Here is a 17747-nt window from a genome sequence, read left to right on the forward strand (position 1 = left end):
TAAACAATGAAATACATGCATTGGTTCAGTAGCCTGGTGTGTGCCGCAACGCTGGCATCCCCCGCCTGTGCCGCGGGTAAACAGCCGCTTTTGCAGGAAGGTAAACATGCGTTATTCCAGCGGGTACTGACTTACCCAGGCTGCCAGCTGTCCGCCAAAGCAGGTGAAGCAGGTAAAGAGCAGCCGGCCTTTAGTCGATTCTATGTTTACCAAAGGACAACGCTGGGTCAGGACACGTGGCTGCAGGTTGGGCCGGACAGCTTTGGTCATACCGCTGGCTGGATGAATTCCTCCTGCACCGTTGACTGGAAAATGCAGCTGACACTGGCGTTTACCAATCCTGCTGGCCGTCAACCGATGCTGTTCTTTAAAGAGAAATCCGACGTTGAGTCTCTTCTGAACAGCAAAAACCCTGCGGCAACATTGCAACCAATGCTCAACAGTTTGAGCAGCCATAAACCGGTCCCGCAGGTTCTGGCACGCGAGCCTGATTACATGGTGGATCAGTTAAAAAACTTTTATCTCTTACCTGTTCTTGGCTCAGATGATGTGTTTACCGATACCGGCTTCCAGGTACGTGTACTCAACGTTGCCTCCGTCAGCGAAAAGTCGCACGCAAAAAAGGCCGCGTCCGCTGCTGATGAAAAGAACATGATGAAAGGGTTCTCCGCCTCGGTTGTCTTTGTGATCGACTCCACCATCTCGATGGGGCCGTATATCGATCGCACTAAAGAGGCGATCGATAAGATCTACAAGAGGATCGAGAAGGAACACTTACAGGATCAGGTCAAGTTTGGCCTGGTAGCTTTCCGCTCCAGCGTGAAAGCGGTTCCGGGTCTTGAATACGACAGCAAGATGTATGTCGACCCCAATACCGTTAAAGATGGTAAAGACTTCCTCGCTAAAGTACATGACCTGAAGCAGGCTACCGTTTCCAGCAGCAAGGTTGATGAAGATGCTTACGGCGGGGTCATGACAGCGCTGGACAAAGTGGACTGGACGCAGTTTGGCGCCCGCTACGTTGTACTGATTACTGACGCAGGCGCGCTTGATGGCACAGATAAGCTCTCGTCAACCCATCTGGATGCCGCCCAAGTGCGTCAGGAAGCCGCCTATCGTGGCGTTGCGCTGTATGCGTTACATCTGAAAACCTCTGATGGTAAGAAAAATCACAGTTCTGCTGAAGCCCAGTATCAGGAGCTGACGTTAAATCCATTCCTGCACAAACCGCTCTACTATCCTATTGATTCAGGTGATGTAAATAGCTTCGGTAGTATGGTCGATAACCTGGCGAATGCCATTACCGGCCAGATTAAAACAGCCTGGAGCGGCGAAGAAACGGCGGGGAGCGCGCTGGGGGCAAGCCCTAAATATGCCGGTAAGAAAGAAGATCCCCTGCTCAGTGATGCCGACAAGTTAAGTAAGGCAATGCGTCTTGCCTATCTGGGTGAAAAGCAAGGCACCACGGCACCACCGGTATTCAAGTCATGGATAAGCGACCGCGATCTGATTGACCAAAACATCCCGGCGACCGAGGTGCGCGTACTGCTCACGAAAAGCGAGCTCAGCGATCTGAGCGATATCATGAAGAAGATCGTCAATGCCGCCAATGAGGGGATGATCTCTCCGGATGACATGTTTGCCAGCCTGCGTTCTCTGGCGGCAACCATGGGCAACGATCCAAACCAGGCGAAAGGAAAAAATGCGACCCGCCTCGGAGAGATGGGACTGCTCGGTGAATATATCGAGAGCTTACCTTACCTCAGTGAAGTATTGAGCCTGGACGAAGAAACCTGGAAAAGCTGGGATGGCCTTGAGCAGGAGCGTTTCATCCGCAGGCTGAATACCAAGCTTAATTACTATCAACGCTACAACCAGGATGTAGACCGTTGGGTGGCATTAGCGCCCGATAGCGACCCACGCGATAACGTTTATCCGGTACCTCTGGAGAACCTGCCCTGATGTTGAGGATCCGCGATATGGAGATCAGCCGGGGCGGGACGCATGGCTATAGCGTCGCCCTCCCGCACCTCTCGTTGAAAAAGGGAGAGGTGGTCGCTCTAACCGGGCCTAGCGGGTGCGGTAAAAGCACGCTTCTGGAGATGATAGGGGCGATCCTCCGCCCAGCGCATCTTGCCGAATACCGGCTCGCCGGTCGCGATATTTCAATACCGCTCATGGCTGAAAACGAGCCTGTCCTGGCCGCGCTTCGCGCACGCGAGCTTGGGTTTATGCTACAGCACGGCGGCTTGTTGCCCTGGTTACCCGTGATAGAAAACATCACTCTGGTTCGCAGGCTGGCAGGACTTAGCCTACAGTCAGCCTGGCTCGATAAGGCCATCGACAGCCTGGGCGTGCGGCCGCTGCTGACAAAAATGCCTTCCCGGCTTTCTATCGGCGAGCGCCAGCGCGTTGCCTTCATCCGTGCGATTGCCCACCAGCCACGCTTACTCCTTGCCGATGAACCGACTGCGGCGCTGGATCCTGATAATGCAGACCGGCTGTTTGACCTGATGATCGGCATGGTGCGCTCACTGGATATGGCAGCCATTGTTGTGAGCCACGACTGGCAGCGCGTGACGCATTTTGGGATTGACCGATATCAGGCCGTGACCGGAGAGGGAAAAAGTGTCTTCTTACCCAGCTGATATGCCAGCGTCAGGCACCCTGCTATGCCGTATGGCTCTGCGCGATCTCATTCACGATCGCAAGGTCGCGCTGTGCATCATCTTCTCTTTGATTGCCGTTATCGCACCGTTATTGCTGCTGTTCGGATTGAAGAATGGCATTGTCAGCCAGCTTCGCCATCAGCTTCTCGACGACCCTCGCACCCGGGAAGTACGTATAACGGGTAATGGTAATTATGATTTTGCCTGGCTTGATAAGCTCGCCCGCCGTTCAGAAGTCGGATTTTCGATTCCGTTAACCCGTTCGCTGAACACTCAGGCCGATCTGGTCCGGGACGGGCAACACTTTGTCCCGGGTGCTGAAGTGATCCCGACGGCCAAAGGCGATCCTCTTTTGCAGGATGTCAGAGCACCGGTCAAAGACAGCGATACCGTACTCAGCGCCAGTGCGGCACGGCGCCTTGGCGTGCAGCCAGGAGATATCCTGCGCCTGATGGTGAGCCGAAAAAGCGAAGGGAAAAACCAACGCGCCACGTTCGCTTTAACCGTTACCGGCGTGCTGGATGACGCAAAATTTTCACGTCAAGGTGCCTTTATTACATTGCCTTTGCTTGTTGCTCTGGAAGACTACCGCGATGGCTTTCAGGTTCCCTTGCTGGGGGTCAGCGATGGCAAGCCGCCCAGAGAGAGAACCCGCTATTCAAGAGCACGTATCTATGCCAGTTCGATAGATGACGTTTCACTCCTCGCGCGGTGGCTGGAGACGCAGAACATTGAGGCTATCACTCAGTCAGCTCAAATTGAGTCTGTGCGTGCCATCGACCGTGTGCTGGGGATTATCTTTGGCGTGATTGCCTGGATCTCTGCATCAGGGTGCATCGCCTCGTTAGTCGGTGCCTTCATCGCCAACATTGATCGTAAGCGCAAAGATATGGCCGTGCTGCGCCTTCTGGGTTTTCGCCGTCGCGCTGTGACGCTTTTTATTATTATTCAGGCGCTGTGTTTGACCGGCGTCTCATACGGACTGGGTGTGATCATCTACCTGCTGGGCAGCACATTGTTCAACCATGTGTTGGGCAGTTCTTTACCGGACCAGGCATTCGTCTGTCACCTTGACCCCCTTCATTTTATCGCCGCATTGCTCTGTGTCCTTGCCGTGGCGTTAGGCGTGGCCGCTATCGGAGCACTGCGCGCACTGAAAATCGAACCTGCGGAGAGTTTACGTGAAATCTAAACTGGCGATGAGCCTGGCTATCATTGGACTCGGGTACGCCTGCGCGGCGAATGCCACTTGGGATGAAAAGTTCTGGAACCCAAAACCTCTGGCCGATGACGTGATATTGCCTATGCCGTGCGACGGTGCCATGGCATTTCGCAAAGTCGCTATCCCGCTGAATAAACCGCTGGAAGATTACAACATCACGCTGGGGCAAGAAGGCGACGACTGGGGATACGTTGAACAATCTCGCCAGGAACACATTGCAGGCAGTTTCCCGGAGAAGGGTGGTAAGGGCCGTTATTACCTGATGGCCAAATATGAACTGAGCGACCTGCAGTATCGCGCGCTTTCTGGGGAATGCCCGACGACGGATATGAAAGGACGTTTACCGAAGGTGAGTATTGGCTGGATGGATGCCATGGTATTCGCAAATCAATACAACCTGTGGTTACGAAAAGAAAAACTTTCTGCACTGCCTGAAGATGATGGTCAGGCGGGATTTTTACGGCTTCCGACAGAAACCGAGTGGGAGTTTGCCGCACGCGGCGGGCTCGCGGTTTCCCCCGCAGAGTTCCGCGATCGCCACTTCCCCATGCCTGAAGGATTGAACGGTTATGTCTGGTTTGCGGGGGCACAGTCTGCAAATGGAAAACTTCAGCTTACCGGCCTGCTGAAACCTAACCCGCTCGGATTGCACGACATACTGGGCAACGCAGCAGAGATGATGTTTGACCCGTTCCGCCTGAACAAGCTCGATCGCCTGCATGGTAAGGCTGGGGGCTATGTCGTTCGGGGGGGCAGTTATATGACTCCTCAGGCGGATATCCGCAGTTCACTGCGTGGAGAGGAGCCGTACTATGCCAATGCGGGCGAGAATACAACCAAAAGCACCGGTGTTCGTCTGGTTTTAGTTTCCACAACCCTGACATCACGCGAGCGGGTGAAAGAGATTGAAAAAGAGTGGCAATCATTAGGCACGGGTAAAAAGGAGACACCTGCAGGCAAAGCTGATGATTCGCTAAAAAACCTGAATGCTATCTCGGCAAAAGTCCAGGATGACGCACTGAAGAAACAACTTGAGCAACTGCGCGGTGAGCTGCGCGCAAATAGCCAGCTTCGGGATGAACAACGGGATCAGGCAATACGCACATCGTTACAGTTGGGCGCCTTTTTGTGCACAAAAATGAAAGATGACGGCGAGTTTTACGATCGTCTCAACCAGCTCTTCACCAAAACCTGTGCCGCAGGCAGCCAGCTTGATGCTAATTGCTCCCGCCGTCAGGAACAGCTTGGTCAACATCAAAAAGCCCTTGATTTTATTACCAGTTATTACGCTGACACCCTGGTAGACATGGGCACAACCTATGACAAACCCCTCATCGAACCGCAGGTCGCTGTCGTATTGCAACAGATGGCTGCACGCGGAAAAACCAACCTTAACGGTTATCTCGATACCTACTGGAAGAACCTTCAGGGGTACTGGAAAGATGGAAAAGTTGCGCGCGAGGCGTGGCTTAGTTCATGTAAAAAAAATAATTAAATAGTTCAGGAGATTGGAATGTTAAAGGTTATTCGCACAGCAGTGATAGCAGGAATGATGGTATTTCTGGCGGGGTGCCAGAATGGCAGTACGGGAAGTAGTGGCGGCGTCGACCCGCGCCTTGCCAATAATCAGGACGTTGAGTTTTTCAATAAATCAGGCTGGCAGGCCTGTGCTGGCGGCGCGGTAATCGGCGCACTGGCCTGCGCTGTCAGTAACTCCAGCAACAAAGCGGTATGTATGGCCGCCGCCGCTATCGCCGGTTGCGGTGTGGGTATGGGGGCTAACGCCTATCTGGATAATCAGCGCAAAAAATACGCCTCCCAAGAGCTGCAGTTAAACGCAACGATTAAGGATGTTGAAGCCGAAAACAAACGCATTCAGAACGCAACCAGCGTTGCAAAATCGGTTATCGACTCTGATAAAAAGACCCTCGCTCAAATAGAAAAAGATATGGCTGCAAACACGGTGAAAAAAGACGCCGTACAGAAGCAAATTAAAGGAGTGGATGCCAACATTGCTTACCTTCGCGGCACCATCACCGACATGAAAAAACATGAGAAGCAGTGGCAGGACGTTTCTGCAGACATGAGCAAATCCGGCAGTGATACCCAAAATCTGGATAGCGAGATTGCGTTGATGCGCGACAAAATTGGCTCTCTGCAGGGCGAGCTCGATAGCCTCTATACCCAGCGCACCGCGCTGAAAGTCGGTTGAGGGGAATAGCAATGCGTTATATTTTTCTTGCACTCAGCGCACTCATATTAGCCGGCTGTGCCACTAACGCGCGAGATTGTGACCCGACAACCGGTGATGTCAGCATTATTACCAAATTTAACTGCAACTACTCCGGCACCTGGGATAAGCGCGTTGAAAATAAACAAAAAACGCTGCAACACGATCAGGAACTGAATAAAGAGTTCAAAGCGGTGAATGATGCGATTGAAAAAGAGAAAGCACTGAGCAATGCCAACGTAGCCAGTAAACAAAAATCGCAGCAAGAACTGCAAAAGTCGATGAACAATCTGGTCGCCCAGTTGAAGAAAAAAACAGCTGGCCGGGCTGATGCTCAAAAGCAAGTTGCAGACCTGGAAAAAAGTATGAAGGAGGCGCAAAACAAACCAAGCGCTTCCGAATTGCAAAAACAGATGGAACTGCAGAAGCTGCAGGGACAGCTGAATGAATTACAAGAAACACTGGCTTCACAATAATAAAATAGCAGCCGGATTACCGGCTGCTTTACCTGCTAAGGAAAAATAACGTTGAAATCTCAATTACTCTCTGCTGGATTATTGACACTTCTGGCGACAACTCCAAGCGTTCATGCTGCACCGCCTGAGCCTGAACTTATTTTCAACTGCGAACTCACGAACGGAAAATACGTTATCGTCCGTCTGGATCACGATGTTCCTACTTATTATTACGGCTCACTTGAAAAAGTAGAAATGACTCTCCCCCAAAATGAGGGAGACAAAACGCAGGTTCGCCTGGGTGAAATGACGTTCTCAGGTGGAGGCGCTTATTATTATCGTTTCATCAATGGCAACTACAGCTATGTTGTTTATAGCGGTACGGGAAAAGGATGGGATTATACCGGCCTGAAAGTATATAAAAACCAAAAGCTCATCATGAAAAAAGAGTGCACTAATGGGGGGTTTTTACCTAATGAATATCGCGGTCAAGGCCTCGTAAAAGAAGCGGACACCGGTGATGATGCAACATACGGTTATGTTGATTAATACATCATTTTCAGGATGGTAAAATATGATGAGCCGTTACTTACACTGTAGCACAGTATTCGCATGTCTTTTATTCGCTGCTCCAACTCATGCGATTGAGATCTGGCACTCAAACACCGTCTGGGCAAATCAAGGGATGTGCAGCGCCACTTTCACGCTGGACAGTGGCATGGAAAGCGTTGGTTCGTTAGAGATAGGCTTTGACCTCGTTGATGCAAAAAATAACCTTGTAGCTCATGATACTTTGCAGGTAGACCCATTCGGCGATTCTGATGCCACGCGATACCAAACGGCTTTCGCCGAAGGCGAACATTATTGCGAAAGCAATCTCACGCTGCGCCTGACGTCACTGGCATTAGTTAACGGAAAGACCAAACAGCCTTTACCTCTCAGTTTGCTTACACCAAGGGCATTTATTCCATTCCCTATCATTAACCCGCAGGCAGATCACTAATATGTCTATAGACGCTGAAGCAAACTCAACACCTGACAATAATGGACCTGCCCTTTGCTTTTTGTTATTACTTATCTTTGGCGGGTTCGTTTTCTTTATACCTGCAAGCGTTGTGGTCGCCTTCCCGGCCGTTCTCGCCGGTTCCTTCCTGTATTTTATCTGGTATCTTATTTCGGAAGGGCATTTAGGTAATATTCTTGGCAGTATGATCGTCAGCATGATACTTATGGCTATCGCCGCAGCTATTCCTGTCATTGGCTGGATATTGTTACTTCTGTGGATCTTCTACAATATTGCGAAAGCCTTTGAGACGATAAAAACATTACTTCCCGATGCGCTCTTTAGCGCTGTTCTTTATGGATGTTTGCTCTTTCCCGTTATCCAGGAAATGGCAATGGACGGGGAGAGCAACATGGCTGCCACTATCGCTTGTGGTGTCGTGTACGTGATAACTGCAGGGCTTTATTGTTCCAGGTTAACGCAGCTGGCAACCAACACTAAGCAAAGTATTTTCTATTTTTCAATTATGTGGCTTTCGGTCCCACTTATCGCACTTCTGATCGTCTCGATTGTGGCATCCTTGCGCGCGGCATTCAGAACCGTGCTGACCCCGGTGCAGACCGTGGTCAAAACCCCGCAAAACGTATCAGCGCATATGCGAGGCGGGAGCCATGTCAACGCTTACACCCGAACTGTGACCACCATTCAACATAGCGTGACCTCCCAGACGCTTCCGGGGATGGGAGCTGTTGGGGCCTCTATGGTTGGTTCCGTATCGGAGGCAACGATAACAACACCACAACAGCCACAGCAAACCTTGCCAGCGCTGGAACACAAACCAGCCGGGGGTGAATTAACACAGTATGCGACGAACAAAGACCACAATTTTTACCGCTACGACAATCTCAACGCGAAAAAAATAAGCAATTTCGTCCAGGCGGCCAGTCATCGTCAATCGCTGCCTCCTCTCACGGAAGATGCGATCCTGTTCTACTACGACGAAACGGTTTTCGGCCAAGGGGATCATGGTGTGGTATTAACCGATGACGGTGTTTTTTGCGTGTTGGGAAAATTGTATGAAACTTTCTACGCCCGCTTCAGCGAAGTCAGTAGCGTAGTCATAAAAGGATCCTTTAATAAAAAAATTGTCCTGCATATGAAGAATGGCCAGAAACATAATATTGAACTGACTCAATCAAATGCCGGGGCAAAAAAAATCTACGAACTTATCAGCATCGCAGCCCAGAATTAAGTAATCCTCCAGGCACCCGCTCAACGGGTGCCTTTCAGACTTCCGCATGACACATTCTGACAGTTTCACGCTTTATCGTGATCGCCATATTTACAGCGGCTTATATCGTTACGCTAAGAGAGAACTGTCATGAGGCCTGAAATGAGCGATTTCACTGAACTGCCGGTCACTGGCTTTGTTAAGACCACAACAGCGGTCTACACGCGAAAACAGAACCCCTCGGTATTCTCGCCCGTGGCGCGTGAACTCCCTGCGGGAAGCCAGCTGACGGTGCAGGCTGCGGTGATGGGGGATGCGGTGGAAGGCAACGCGCACTGGTATCGCATTGATGAGGATACATACATCTGGGCGGGGGCATGCACACGGCTCGATCCTTACCCGGCGTTTCCGCCAGGCACGCGAACGAACTGGATGGCGGTGGTGTTCGAGGTACGCTAGGTCCGGCGTAGGTCGGGTAAGACGAAGCCGCCACCCGACTCAAACACGCCGCGAAAACTTAATCCAGCTTCAGCTCGTCATAATGGGTAATCAGTTTACCCACGATACCGTAGTCCAGCGCTTCTGCCGGAGACATCCAGAAGTTGCGATCGGTGTCTTTTTTCACTTTTTCCAGCGGCTGGCCGGTGGCGTCGGCGATCAGCTTGTTCACGCGATCCAGCATGCGGATGATCTCGCGCGCTTCGATCTCAATATCCGTTGCCTGACCGCGCACGCCGCCCAGCGGCTGGTGGATCATAAAGCGGGTATTCGGCAGCGAGTAGCGGTGTTCTTTTTTCGCCGCCAGGAAGATGGTGATCCCGGCGCTCGCCACCCAGCCGGTGCCGATGACGTGCACTTCCGGGCGGATGAACTTGATGAAGTCGTGGATGGTATCGCCCGCTTCCACGTGGCCGCCCTGGCTGTTGATGTACAGCTTGATCGGATCGTTGCTGACGCTTTGCAGCAGGATCATCTGGGTGATGACCTTCTGCGCCAGCTCCTGGTTGATCTCACCGGAGATCACAATCGAACGAGACTCCAGCAGTTTTTGCTGCAGAGCGCCCGCGCCGTTTGACCCTTCCGCTTTTTCCTTGTCGCTATCTTTCAGTGTGTAGTGCATTGTTATTTCCTCAGCTTGTCGCGCTCAAAACCAGAGTGTAGCCTGTTTTACCGGTGAAAGTCCTCACAGACAAATAACGAGGGATCTTATGAATATTGCCCATGTCGCACTCTGGACCCGCAGCCTGAACGCCCAGGTTCAGTTCTGGGAAACGGTGTTTGGTGGCCGCAGTAACGAACGCTACGTCAGTAAAAATCGCCCCGGTTTCGAATCACACTTTATTACACTGGATGACGGGCCGACCATCGAGCTGATGACGCTGCCGGATCTGCCCGACGCCCCTGCGCACCCGGAGTTTATCGGCTGGGCGCATATCGCCATCAACGTCGGCAGCAAAGCGCAGGTCGACAGCATGGCCGGGCGGGCACAGGCCAACGGCACGCTGCTCAGCGCCCCTCGCATGACCGGGGACGGCTTCTATGAAGCGGTAATTGCGGATCCGGACGGCAACCGCATTGAGCTTGTGGGTGCATAAAATCAGCGTTTCGTTGCTTAGCCGCCCCGGTCACGTATCGCTATACTTCATCTTCATACGGTTATCATATTGTTAAATGATAATGATAGTTAATGTGTTAAGATGAAAGTCAGCATAAACAATCCCTTACGTAACCGGCGGGATTGTTTGCATCCTCGACATGTAAATCAGCACCGGGGCGGTGAATGGAACACATTGTGTATGTGGTTGATGACGATGACGCAGTCAGGCAGTCCGTGATCGGGCTGCTGGATTCGGCGGACCTGAACGCCGTCGGCTTTTCATCGGCAGAAGCGTTTCTTCAACACCGCTTTGAAGAGCTCCCGTCGTGCGTGGTCCTCGATATGCAAATGCCCGCCATCTCGGGCTTTGAGGTGGCTGACGCCCTAAAGGACAGCGGGCGCGAGATCCCGATTATTTTTCTTACCGGCCACGGCACTATCCCGATGTCGGTGCGCGCCATTAAAGGCGGCGCGTACGAATTTCTCACCAAGCCCGTCGAATCCACCGCGCTTATCGACGCCATTGAGTCCGCGCTTCAGCTGGCGGAACACAACGCCGTGCGCAATAAAGAGCACTACGCCCTGAAGCAGCGCCACATGTCCCTCACCCCGCGCGAGCACGAGGTGCTGACGCTGGCGATAAGCGGCATGCTGAACAAGCAGATTGCCGCCGAGCTGGGCGTCAGCGAGATCACGGTGAAGGTGCACCGCCGCCGCGTGATGGAGAAAATGCAGGTGCGCTCCGTCGCGGAGCTGGTCAGGGCCGTTGAGCGCCTGACCAATAGCCAGCCTGCGGAGTAACCTTTACCCTTCCTGCGCCGCCAGCGGCAGCGCAAACGCGAACACCGTGCCGTACGGCTCCCTGCGGCGCGCGCTCAGCTTCCCGCAGTGACGCTCGATGATGCTGGCGCTGATGGTCAGCCCCATCCCCATCCCCTGCGCTTTGGTAGAGTAGAACGAGTCAAAAATCTGCTCCAGCCGCTCGGGCTCAATGCCGCTCCCGGTATCGGCGATCTCGACGATCACCTTCCCGTCCGCGTTGGCGGTGCTGAGGGCAATGGTGCTGGCGCGATCCTTCACCTCGGCCATCGCCTCTACCGCATTCATCACCAGATTGAGCAGCACCTGCTGGATCTGCACGCTATCGCCGGTGATAAAGCTGTTCTGCGCCTGTAACAGATAATCAACGCTAATGTGTCTCTGCTCCAGCTCGCTGCGGGAGAGCGTGATGATATGGTGGATCAGGTAGTGCATGTCGATGCGCGAGAAGGTGGGATCCTGCTTGCGGGTCAGGGACTGAATGCTGCGAATGATCTCCCCCGCCCGCGCGCCTTCCGCGGCGATCTCCTCCAGCCCTTCGCGCACTTTATCCAGCCGGGCGGGCTCGCGGTTGAGCCAGCGCAGGCTCGCCCCGGCGTTCGAGACGATGGACATCAGCGGCTGGTTGATCTCGTGGGCGATGGAGGAGGTCAGCTGCCCGACGGTGGTGGCCCGGGACACCCGCGCCAGATCCGCCTGCGCGACCCGCATGGCATCCTCCGCCGCGCGCTGGCCGGTGATATCGGTGATGATGCCGTAATACTCGTTCACCTCGCTGCCCACGCCCACCGGATCGCCAATCCCGAGGATGTAGCGCGTTGAGCCGTCGGTACGCTTAACGCGAAACTCCGCGCGCATGGAGAGCCCGTCGCGCACGCTTTGGGTGACGATGGCGCTGATGCGGGCGTAATCGTCCTCATGGACGAAGGTCAAAAACTCCGCCATGGAGATCGTCTTTTGCTGCCCGGGCAGGCCGAGAATGCGGGCGTACTCTTCCGAGACAAACATCAGATCCTGCTCCAGCTCCCAGCGCCAGCTGCCGGTGTGGCTGATCTGCTCGCCGAGCATCAGAGAGGTCTGGCTGGATCGCAGCTCTTTCTCCACCCGGCGGCGCTGGATGTTCTCCGCCAGCAGCTCAGCGTACAGCCGCGCCGTCTCCAGGGATACCGCAGCCTGCGCGCCCAGCAGGCTCACCACGCGCGAGTGCTCGGCGGTGAAAACCTCCGGCATCAGGCGGTTTTCGAGGTAGAGCACGCCTACCAGCCGCGCCTGTTTGAACATCGGGACGCACATGACCGCCGCCCCCGAGGTCACCAGATAAGGGTCCTGACTGAAGGGATGGAACTCCTCCGGCCTGCCGGTGCGGATCTCCTGCCCGGTGCGGATCACCGCCGCCAGCACCGACAGCGGCAGGTCGGTCGCCGTCGGCACGTCTTTCAGGATCCGCACCCGCACGCCCTCGGTGCTGGTCCAGGCGCTGGCCTCAATCTCCGGAATCAGGCTCTCACTCACGCGCAGCAGCAGGCCGCGCTGCGCCCCGGCGCGTTCGAGCAGGATGGTCATCAGGTTTTCGATTAAGCGCTCCAGGTTAATCTCTTCCGACAGCGCGCGGGAGGCTTTGATGACGCTTTGCAGATCGCGGATGGTCTCATTCTGGGCGAACGCCACCGTGTCGTAGGCGCTGGCCTGCCCGGAGGCCAGCAGGTGCGGGAAATCCTGCTCCAGCTGGCGCACCTTGGCCTGCGCGCCCGCGCGGCCCCAGGCGGCAATCGAGCCGCGGAAGTGCGCGTCTGAGGCGGTCGGGTAGCCGCAGGACAGCGCAAAGCGGCCCGCCAGCTCGTGGGCCAGAGCGTTGATCGGGTTAAAGCCGCCCTCGCGGGAGAGCCGGACCGCCTTCTCATACTGCTCGAGCGCAATGCTGTTCATTCCGTCCAGACGCACGATTTCGGCGTAAATCAGCGCCTCTTTATCCGCGAACGTGCCGGGATTAACGCGCGCCCAGAGGGCGATTTTGTCGTAGTGGGCGTGAATGCTGCGGCGGTGGTTCGCCGAGAAGGTCTCCGGCGTCAGCTGACGGGAGAGCGCCAGGGCGCTGTAGAGATGGTAATCCAGCAGATGGATGTGGCCCGGCGCAGACCACGCGTACCAGCCCGCCATCTCGAGATCCGCCTGCGCGTCGGCATATTCGCCGCAGGTAAAGTGCGCCATGCCGCGATACAGCCAGTACCAGAAGAGCATGGTGGAGTTTTTCTCCGGCGCCTGCTCCGGCGACGCGGGAAGCAGCGCCTCCGGCAGCACCTGCGACGCGGTCCAGGTGCCGATGACCGGCGTTCGCAGAAACTCAACGTAGCCGCGCTGGACCATCAGAATGGTTTCCACGTCCTGGAAGTGGGTTTTACGCACGAACGCCAGGCCGCGATCGATGCTGGTCAGCACCCCGTCCAGGTGATCGCCCCGCGAGAGGAAGTTAATCACCTGGTGGCAGGCCGCAAAGCAGGCCATCGTCATATCCCCGTGGGTCACCGCCGAGGTGAAGCAGGCCTTCGCGCACTCGATGGTAAACGATAAAGGCTGGGTCCAGACGCTGAGCTGGTCGAGCGGCAGCAGGGTTTTGGCTTCGAACGCGTCGTAGCCGTGGCGATTGACCAGCTCGCGGGCCAGGGTGCCGTACTGGAACCCGAGGCGGTACTCGGCGTAGCGGTGGCCAATCAGCACGCCAAACCAGGCCATCGCCGTGGTGGAGGCGCCGGTAATGCCGTGGTCGAGGGTCAGGTGCATCATGCGGCAGAGCAGCAAAAAGTGCAGGCGCGGGCAGATGAAGCTGGCGCAAATGCTGGCGCTGTAGAGCAGGTTCATCACCGCTTCGGTTTCCGGATTATCCATCCGCGACAGCTGGGCAAACAGGTTTTGCGGCGCGTCGGCCGTGCGGTTGCAAAACAGCGCCCAGGCCTCGTCGCAGTCGGCATCTTCCGGATAGCGGCTAATCTGGATCCCGAAAATCCCCAGCCAGCAGAGCGCCGCCTCCAGCGCCAGACGGCTGTCCGACTGGCGAATGTACACCTCCACCAGCAGGTTCGCCGCCAGCGCCTTTTCGGTCAGCCCGCCGGGGCAGCCGAGAATGGCGTCACACAGCTCGCGGGTCCGCTCCAGGTGCCCCAGCGCAAACTCGCAGCCCGCCTCTTCGATATCGAGCATAAAGTCCGACACCGTCCCGGCGTTGCCCAGCGCTCTGGCGGTCTGGATATAGCCGAGCGCCGAAGGATAATCCCCCGAGCGCTTCGCGCGTCGCGCGGCCAGAAGGCTCAGCTCGCGGAACATCTCGCGCTGCGGGGCGGGCTGGATGCTGTCCAGCGCGGCCGTGACGTGGTGAACGGCGCGGAACAGCAGCTCGTTCCCCGCCGCCTGACGCGCGGCGTCGGCCAGCAGGCTGGCGGTGGTCAGGTGAATATGGCTTCTCTCATGCCGATCCAGCAGCGCAAAGGCGGCCTCCTGCACCCGGTCGTGGGTGAAGGCGTACTTTTTTTCCGCCAGCACGATGAGCTGGGCCATCACCGCCGGGTGCAGCGCATAGCGCATTTCCGCCATCGACAGGCCGACCACGCGGCAGATCATCTCCATCTCGCCCGTGCCGCCGAGGCAGGCGATGCTGCCCAGCAGGCGGCGCGTCTCGTCGGGGAGTTCTTCAAGCTGCTCCAGCACCAGGGTGACGAGGTTTTCGGTGTAGTGCCTGGCGCGGATCGCCTGCAGATCGTAGTGCCACTTGTCCTGATATTTGTTGTGCACCACCAGGCCGTCATCCACGATGCGGCGGAAAAACTCGTGCACAAAGAGCGGGTTGCCGCCCGTCTTCTCGTGGATCAGCGTGGCGAGGTCGGTCGTCGCCGCGCTGCGGGTGCGAAATACCGTCGCCAGCCAGCGCGCCACCGCTTTCACGGAAAGCGCCTGCGGGACAATCTCGCTCGCGTTTTGCGCCGCCTCCGGCAGGCCTGCCAGCAGCGCCTGCAGGGCGGCGTCGGGCACGGCGCTGATATCCCGGTGGGCCGCGACCACCAGCAGCGGAACAGCGCCGCAGTTCATCAGCAGATACTTGAGCGTGTGCAGGCTGGCCGCGTCGCTCCACTGGAGATCGTCGAGCACCAGCACCAGCGGGCAGCCCTGCGAGGCAAAGGTTTTTACCAGCGCCAGCACCATATGGCTGAAGCGCGCCCGGGCATCTATGGAAAACGTATCCGCCGAGAAGCGCGGCTTGCTCTCCAGCAGCAGGCCCAGCTCGGGCACCAGGCTGACTGCCAGCGCTTCGTACCCCTCCAGGGCGCGAGACAGGCGGATTTTCCACTTCGCCACCTCGTCTGCGGGCAGCCCCAGCAGGTGCAGCGTCAGGGCGCGGAACGCGGAACTTAATACGCCGTAGGGCAGCGACGGCGAAAACTGGTCGACTTTGCCCACCGCCAGCAGCACCGTGCGCTGCTGCAGCGTTTTGAGAGCCGTCGCGATAATTGAGGATTTGCCGATCCCCGACGGCCCGCCGATCGTCACCAGCTCCGGCATCAGGTTCTGCCCCACCCGCTCAAACGCGGCAATGACGTCGTTCGCCTGCGGATGCGTCGCGAAGAGGGAGTCCGCCAGATGGATCGCCGGGGTGCGGTCCTGCTGGCCGGGGGTAAAGGCGACGATCTCGCCCTCGCAGGTCAGCGTCGCCTGGCAGCGGCGGAGGTCGGCAATCAGCCCGTCGACCGTCTGGTAGCGGTTATCGGGGTGCTTTTCCAGCAGCTTCAGGATGATGGTCGACAGCATTCCCGGCACGTCCGGGCGGATCGCGTCCGGGGCCAGCGGCGCGGAGGCAATATGGTAGTGCGCCCAGTTGGCCCGATCGTCCTCCCCCAGCTCAAACGGCAGGCGTCCGGTCAGAAGTTCGTACAGCACCATACCGAGGCTGTAGAGATCGCTGCGGCCGTCGACGGGGCGCTGGGTGCGGGTGGTGTGCTCCGGCGACATATACGCAGGCGTACCGCCTGAAACGGCAAGCCGGGTCTGGGTGATGGCATCGGAGAGACTGCTGGAAAGGCCAAAGCTGCCCAGGCGGCAGGTGGCGTCGTGATGAACAAAAATACTGCCGGGCTTGATATCGCCGTGGATCAGGTTTTGCAGATGCATCTGGCGCAGGGGAACGCAGATCTGGATCGCCATCTCGAGAAAGCGCGTGATGCCCGAGATCGCCCTGCCCGCGCGCCGCGCCAGCAGCTCAAACGAAAACGGGGCGTACACCAGCGCGAAGCGCCCCCGATACTGGGTGGACGCGACGGCGCGAATGGCCCAGCTGTCCTGCAGCGCGTCGCGCAGCGCAAACTCGTTTTTAAGCAGCCGGGTGGCCCGCTCTTCCTCTTCGTCGCTCACCGCGGTGGCGATAATGAACGAGCCGCCGGAGTGAGGATGTCGCGCGTGCATCCAGGCGATTCCGCCCTCCTGCGCCAGCACGGTAAAAATCACATCCTCTTTAAGGACAAAAACCCGCCCCTGGTGAAGATTCCCCTGGGCGGGCCAGAATGCAGGCTGCTCGTGTTCGTTCATCCGCGATCCTTATTGTCGGCGGGCCAGCTCCCGCTGAATATGATCCAGCAGAATATCGATGTTAATAGGCTTACGCAAAAATGCAGCGGCGCCCAGATCAAGAGCGTACCGCTGCATATTTTCATCAGCATGACCGGAGATAAAGAGCACGGGCGGAGGCGGTACGGCCAGCAGCCGGAGCTTTTCAAACAGCTCCAGGCCGCTCATGCCCCGCAGCTTGATGTCGGTGATCACCAGCGCCGCGCCGGACAGGGCGAAAGGATGGCTCAGAAACACCTCTGCCGAATCAAACGTATCGGCGGCATAGCCTTCCGACTCGAGGAGATTACTCAGCCCGCTGCGGACGGATCGTTCGTCATCAATGATGGCAATGCGCCACGGCAGCGTCATGCTCTCTTTCCTCTCACAAATCATTAAACGTCGCGATCGTCCTTCGCGGGCGCAGGGGGCGCCGTGCCGCTGATTTTCGGCACGCATTCGTGACGAAACCAGGCGAGGGTAAGCGGTTCGCGACTCAGTAAACGCCGTCCCACCGGGATGAGCTGCTCGCCCACCAGCATGCCAAACAGACCAAGCAGGGCGACAACCGGCGGTGCCGGGGAATGCACGTCGAGCAGGGCGTAAATTACCCCAGCAACCACGCCGCACACCAGCGAAATTATCCATGCTTTCATGACGACGCTCCCGTCTGCGATTTGACCTGCGGAACGGTCACCGGAGGCGGCGGCGCGCCGTCGCGGGATAACAGATGACGCGTCGCCTGTTCACCCGCCAGCATCCCCAGCAGGCCAATCAGCGCCAGCGCGGGCGGCGCGGGGGAGCGCACCTTCAGCACGGCATACATCAGGCCAATCAACACGCCTGCCGCAAGGGATATCAGCCCAGTACTCATTGTGAACTCCAGAGAAAGAGGCAGCGGCGAGCCGGATGAGGGACCAGCCCGCCAGCGGAAC

General features: G+C 56.7%; 17 protein-coding genes. 12 read left to right on the forward strand and 5 right to left on the reverse strand.

What is annotated here, in order from left to right:
* Positions 1 to 6: 6 nt before the first annotated feature.
* From FOY96_RS18865 to FOY96_RS18910, 10 genes are all read left to right on the forward strand, one after another.
* Positions 7 to 1962, forward strand: a complete 1956-nt coding sequence (locus tag FOY96_RS18865; RefSeq protein ID WP_143347581.1) for a vWA domain-containing protein — start codon at positions 7 to 9, stop codon at positions 1960 to 1962.
* A complete protein-coding gene (locus tag FOY96_RS18870; RefSeq protein ID WP_143347582.1) occupies positions 1962 to 2648 on the forward strand; it encodes an ABC transporter ATP-binding protein in 687 nt (228 codons plus the stop codon). The genes FOY96_RS18865 and FOY96_RS18870 overlap by 1 nt, the downstream gene beginning before the upstream one ends.
* A gap of 31 nt (positions 2649 to 2679) precedes the next feature.
* Entirely contained in the window at positions 2680 to 3861 is a 1182-nt protein-coding gene (locus FOY96_RS18875; RefSeq protein ID WP_269473759.1) for an ABC transporter permease, read from the forward strand.
* Positions 3851 to 5386 (forward strand): SUMF1/EgtB/PvdO family nonheme iron enzyme, encoded by a 1536-nt coding sequence (locus FOY96_RS18880; protein WP_083239558.1) that lies wholly within the window; start codon positions 3851 to 3853, stop codon positions 5384 to 5386. The genes FOY96_RS18875 and FOY96_RS18880 overlap by 11 nt, the downstream gene beginning before the upstream one ends.
* A gap of 18 nt (positions 5387 to 5404) precedes the next feature.
* Positions 5405 to 6103 (forward strand): hypothetical protein, encoded by a 699-nt coding sequence (locus FOY96_RS18885; protein ID WP_033144530.1) that lies wholly within the window; start codon positions 5405 to 5407, stop codon positions 6101 to 6103.
* 11 nt (positions 6104 to 6114) lie between these two features.
* Positions 6115 to 6597, forward strand: a complete 483-nt coding sequence (locus FOY96_RS18890) for a hypothetical protein (protein WP_143347583.1) — start codon at positions 6115 to 6117, stop codon at positions 6595 to 6597.
* A 51-nt stretch (positions 6598 to 6648) separates the two neighbouring features.
* Positions 6649 to 7125 carry a hypothetical protein gene (locus tag FOY96_RS18895; RefSeq protein ID WP_058840477.1) on the forward strand — a complete coding sequence of 159 codons (477 nt, stop codon included), beginning with the start codon at positions 6649 to 6651 and terminating at the stop codon, positions 7123 to 7125.
* Between the two features lie 25 nt (positions 7126 to 7150).
* On the forward strand, positions 7151 to 7579 hold the full coding sequence (locus tag FOY96_RS18900) for an IrmA family protein (protein WP_048980632.1): 429 nt from the start codon (positions 7151 to 7153) through the stop codon (positions 7577 to 7579).
* Position 7580: 1 nt separating this feature from the next.
* Complete coding sequence (locus tag FOY96_RS18905) at positions 7581 to 8831, forward strand: hypothetical protein (RefSeq protein WP_143347584.1); 1251 nt, start codon at positions 7581 to 7583, stop codon at positions 8829 to 8831.
* A 141-nt stretch (positions 8832 to 8972) separates the two neighbouring features.
* A complete protein-coding gene (locus tag FOY96_RS18910) occupies positions 8973 to 9269 on the forward strand; it encodes a hypothetical protein (protein WP_033144527.1) in 297 nt (98 codons plus the stop codon).
* Positions 9270 to 9327: 58 nt separating this feature from the next.
* On the opposite strand, the gene FOY96_RS18915 is transcribed toward FOY96_RS18910, so the two are convergent.
* A complete protein-coding gene (locus FOY96_RS18915; protein ID WP_023310243.1) occupies positions 9328 to 9930 on the reverse strand; it encodes an ATP-dependent Clp protease proteolytic subunit in 603 nt (200 codons plus the stop codon).
* A gap of 88 nt (positions 9931 to 10018) precedes the next feature.
* On the opposite strand from FOY96_RS18915, the gene FOY96_RS18920 reads away from it, so the two are divergent.
* Positions 10019 to 10405, forward strand: coding sequence for a VOC family protein (locus FOY96_RS18920; protein ID WP_045888820.1), 387 nt, complete (start codon positions 10019 to 10021; stop codon positions 10403 to 10405).
* Between the two features lie 185 nt (positions 10406 to 10590).
* Entirely contained in the window at positions 10591 to 11208 is a 618-nt protein-coding gene (locus tag FOY96_RS18925; protein WP_033144524.1) for a response regulator transcription factor, read from the forward strand.
* A 3-nt stretch (positions 11209 to 11211) separates the two neighbouring features.
* Here the strand turns inward: FOY96_RS18925 and FOY96_RS18930 are convergent, their stop codons facing one another.
* The 4 genes from FOY96_RS18930 to FOY96_RS18945 are packed head-to-tail and all read right to left on the reverse strand — an operon-like array spanning position 11212 to position 17686.
* Positions 11212 to 16794: a trifunctional serine/threonine-protein kinase/ATP-binding protein/sensor histidine kinase gene (locus FOY96_RS18930; RefSeq protein WP_143347585.1), complete on the reverse strand. Its 5583-nt coding sequence runs from the start codon at positions 16792 to 16794 to the stop codon at positions 11212 to 11214.
* Positions 16795 to 16803: 9 nt separating this feature from the next.
* Positions 16804 to 17184: a response regulator transcription factor gene (locus FOY96_RS18935; RefSeq protein ID WP_143347586.1), complete on the reverse strand. Its 381-nt coding sequence runs from the start codon at positions 17182 to 17184 to the stop codon at positions 16804 to 16806.
* 23 nt (positions 17185 to 17207) lie between these two features.
* Complete coding sequence (locus tag FOY96_RS18940) at positions 17208 to 17468, reverse strand: XapX domain-containing protein (protein WP_010427264.1); 261 nt, start codon at positions 17466 to 17468, stop codon at positions 17208 to 17210.
* Positions 17465 to 17686: a DUF1427 family protein gene (locus tag FOY96_RS18945; RefSeq protein WP_039260948.1), complete on the reverse strand. Its 222-nt coding sequence runs from the start codon at positions 17684 to 17686 to the stop codon at positions 17465 to 17467. The genes FOY96_RS18940 and FOY96_RS18945 overlap by 4 nt, the downstream gene beginning before the upstream one ends.
* Positions 17687 to 17747: the final 61 nt, after the last annotated feature.

Source organism: Enterobacter asburiae (genome assembly GCF_007035645.1).
Taxonomy (GTDB): Bacteria; Pseudomonadota; Gammaproteobacteria; order Enterobacterales; family Enterobacteriaceae; genus Enterobacter; species Enterobacter asburiae_B.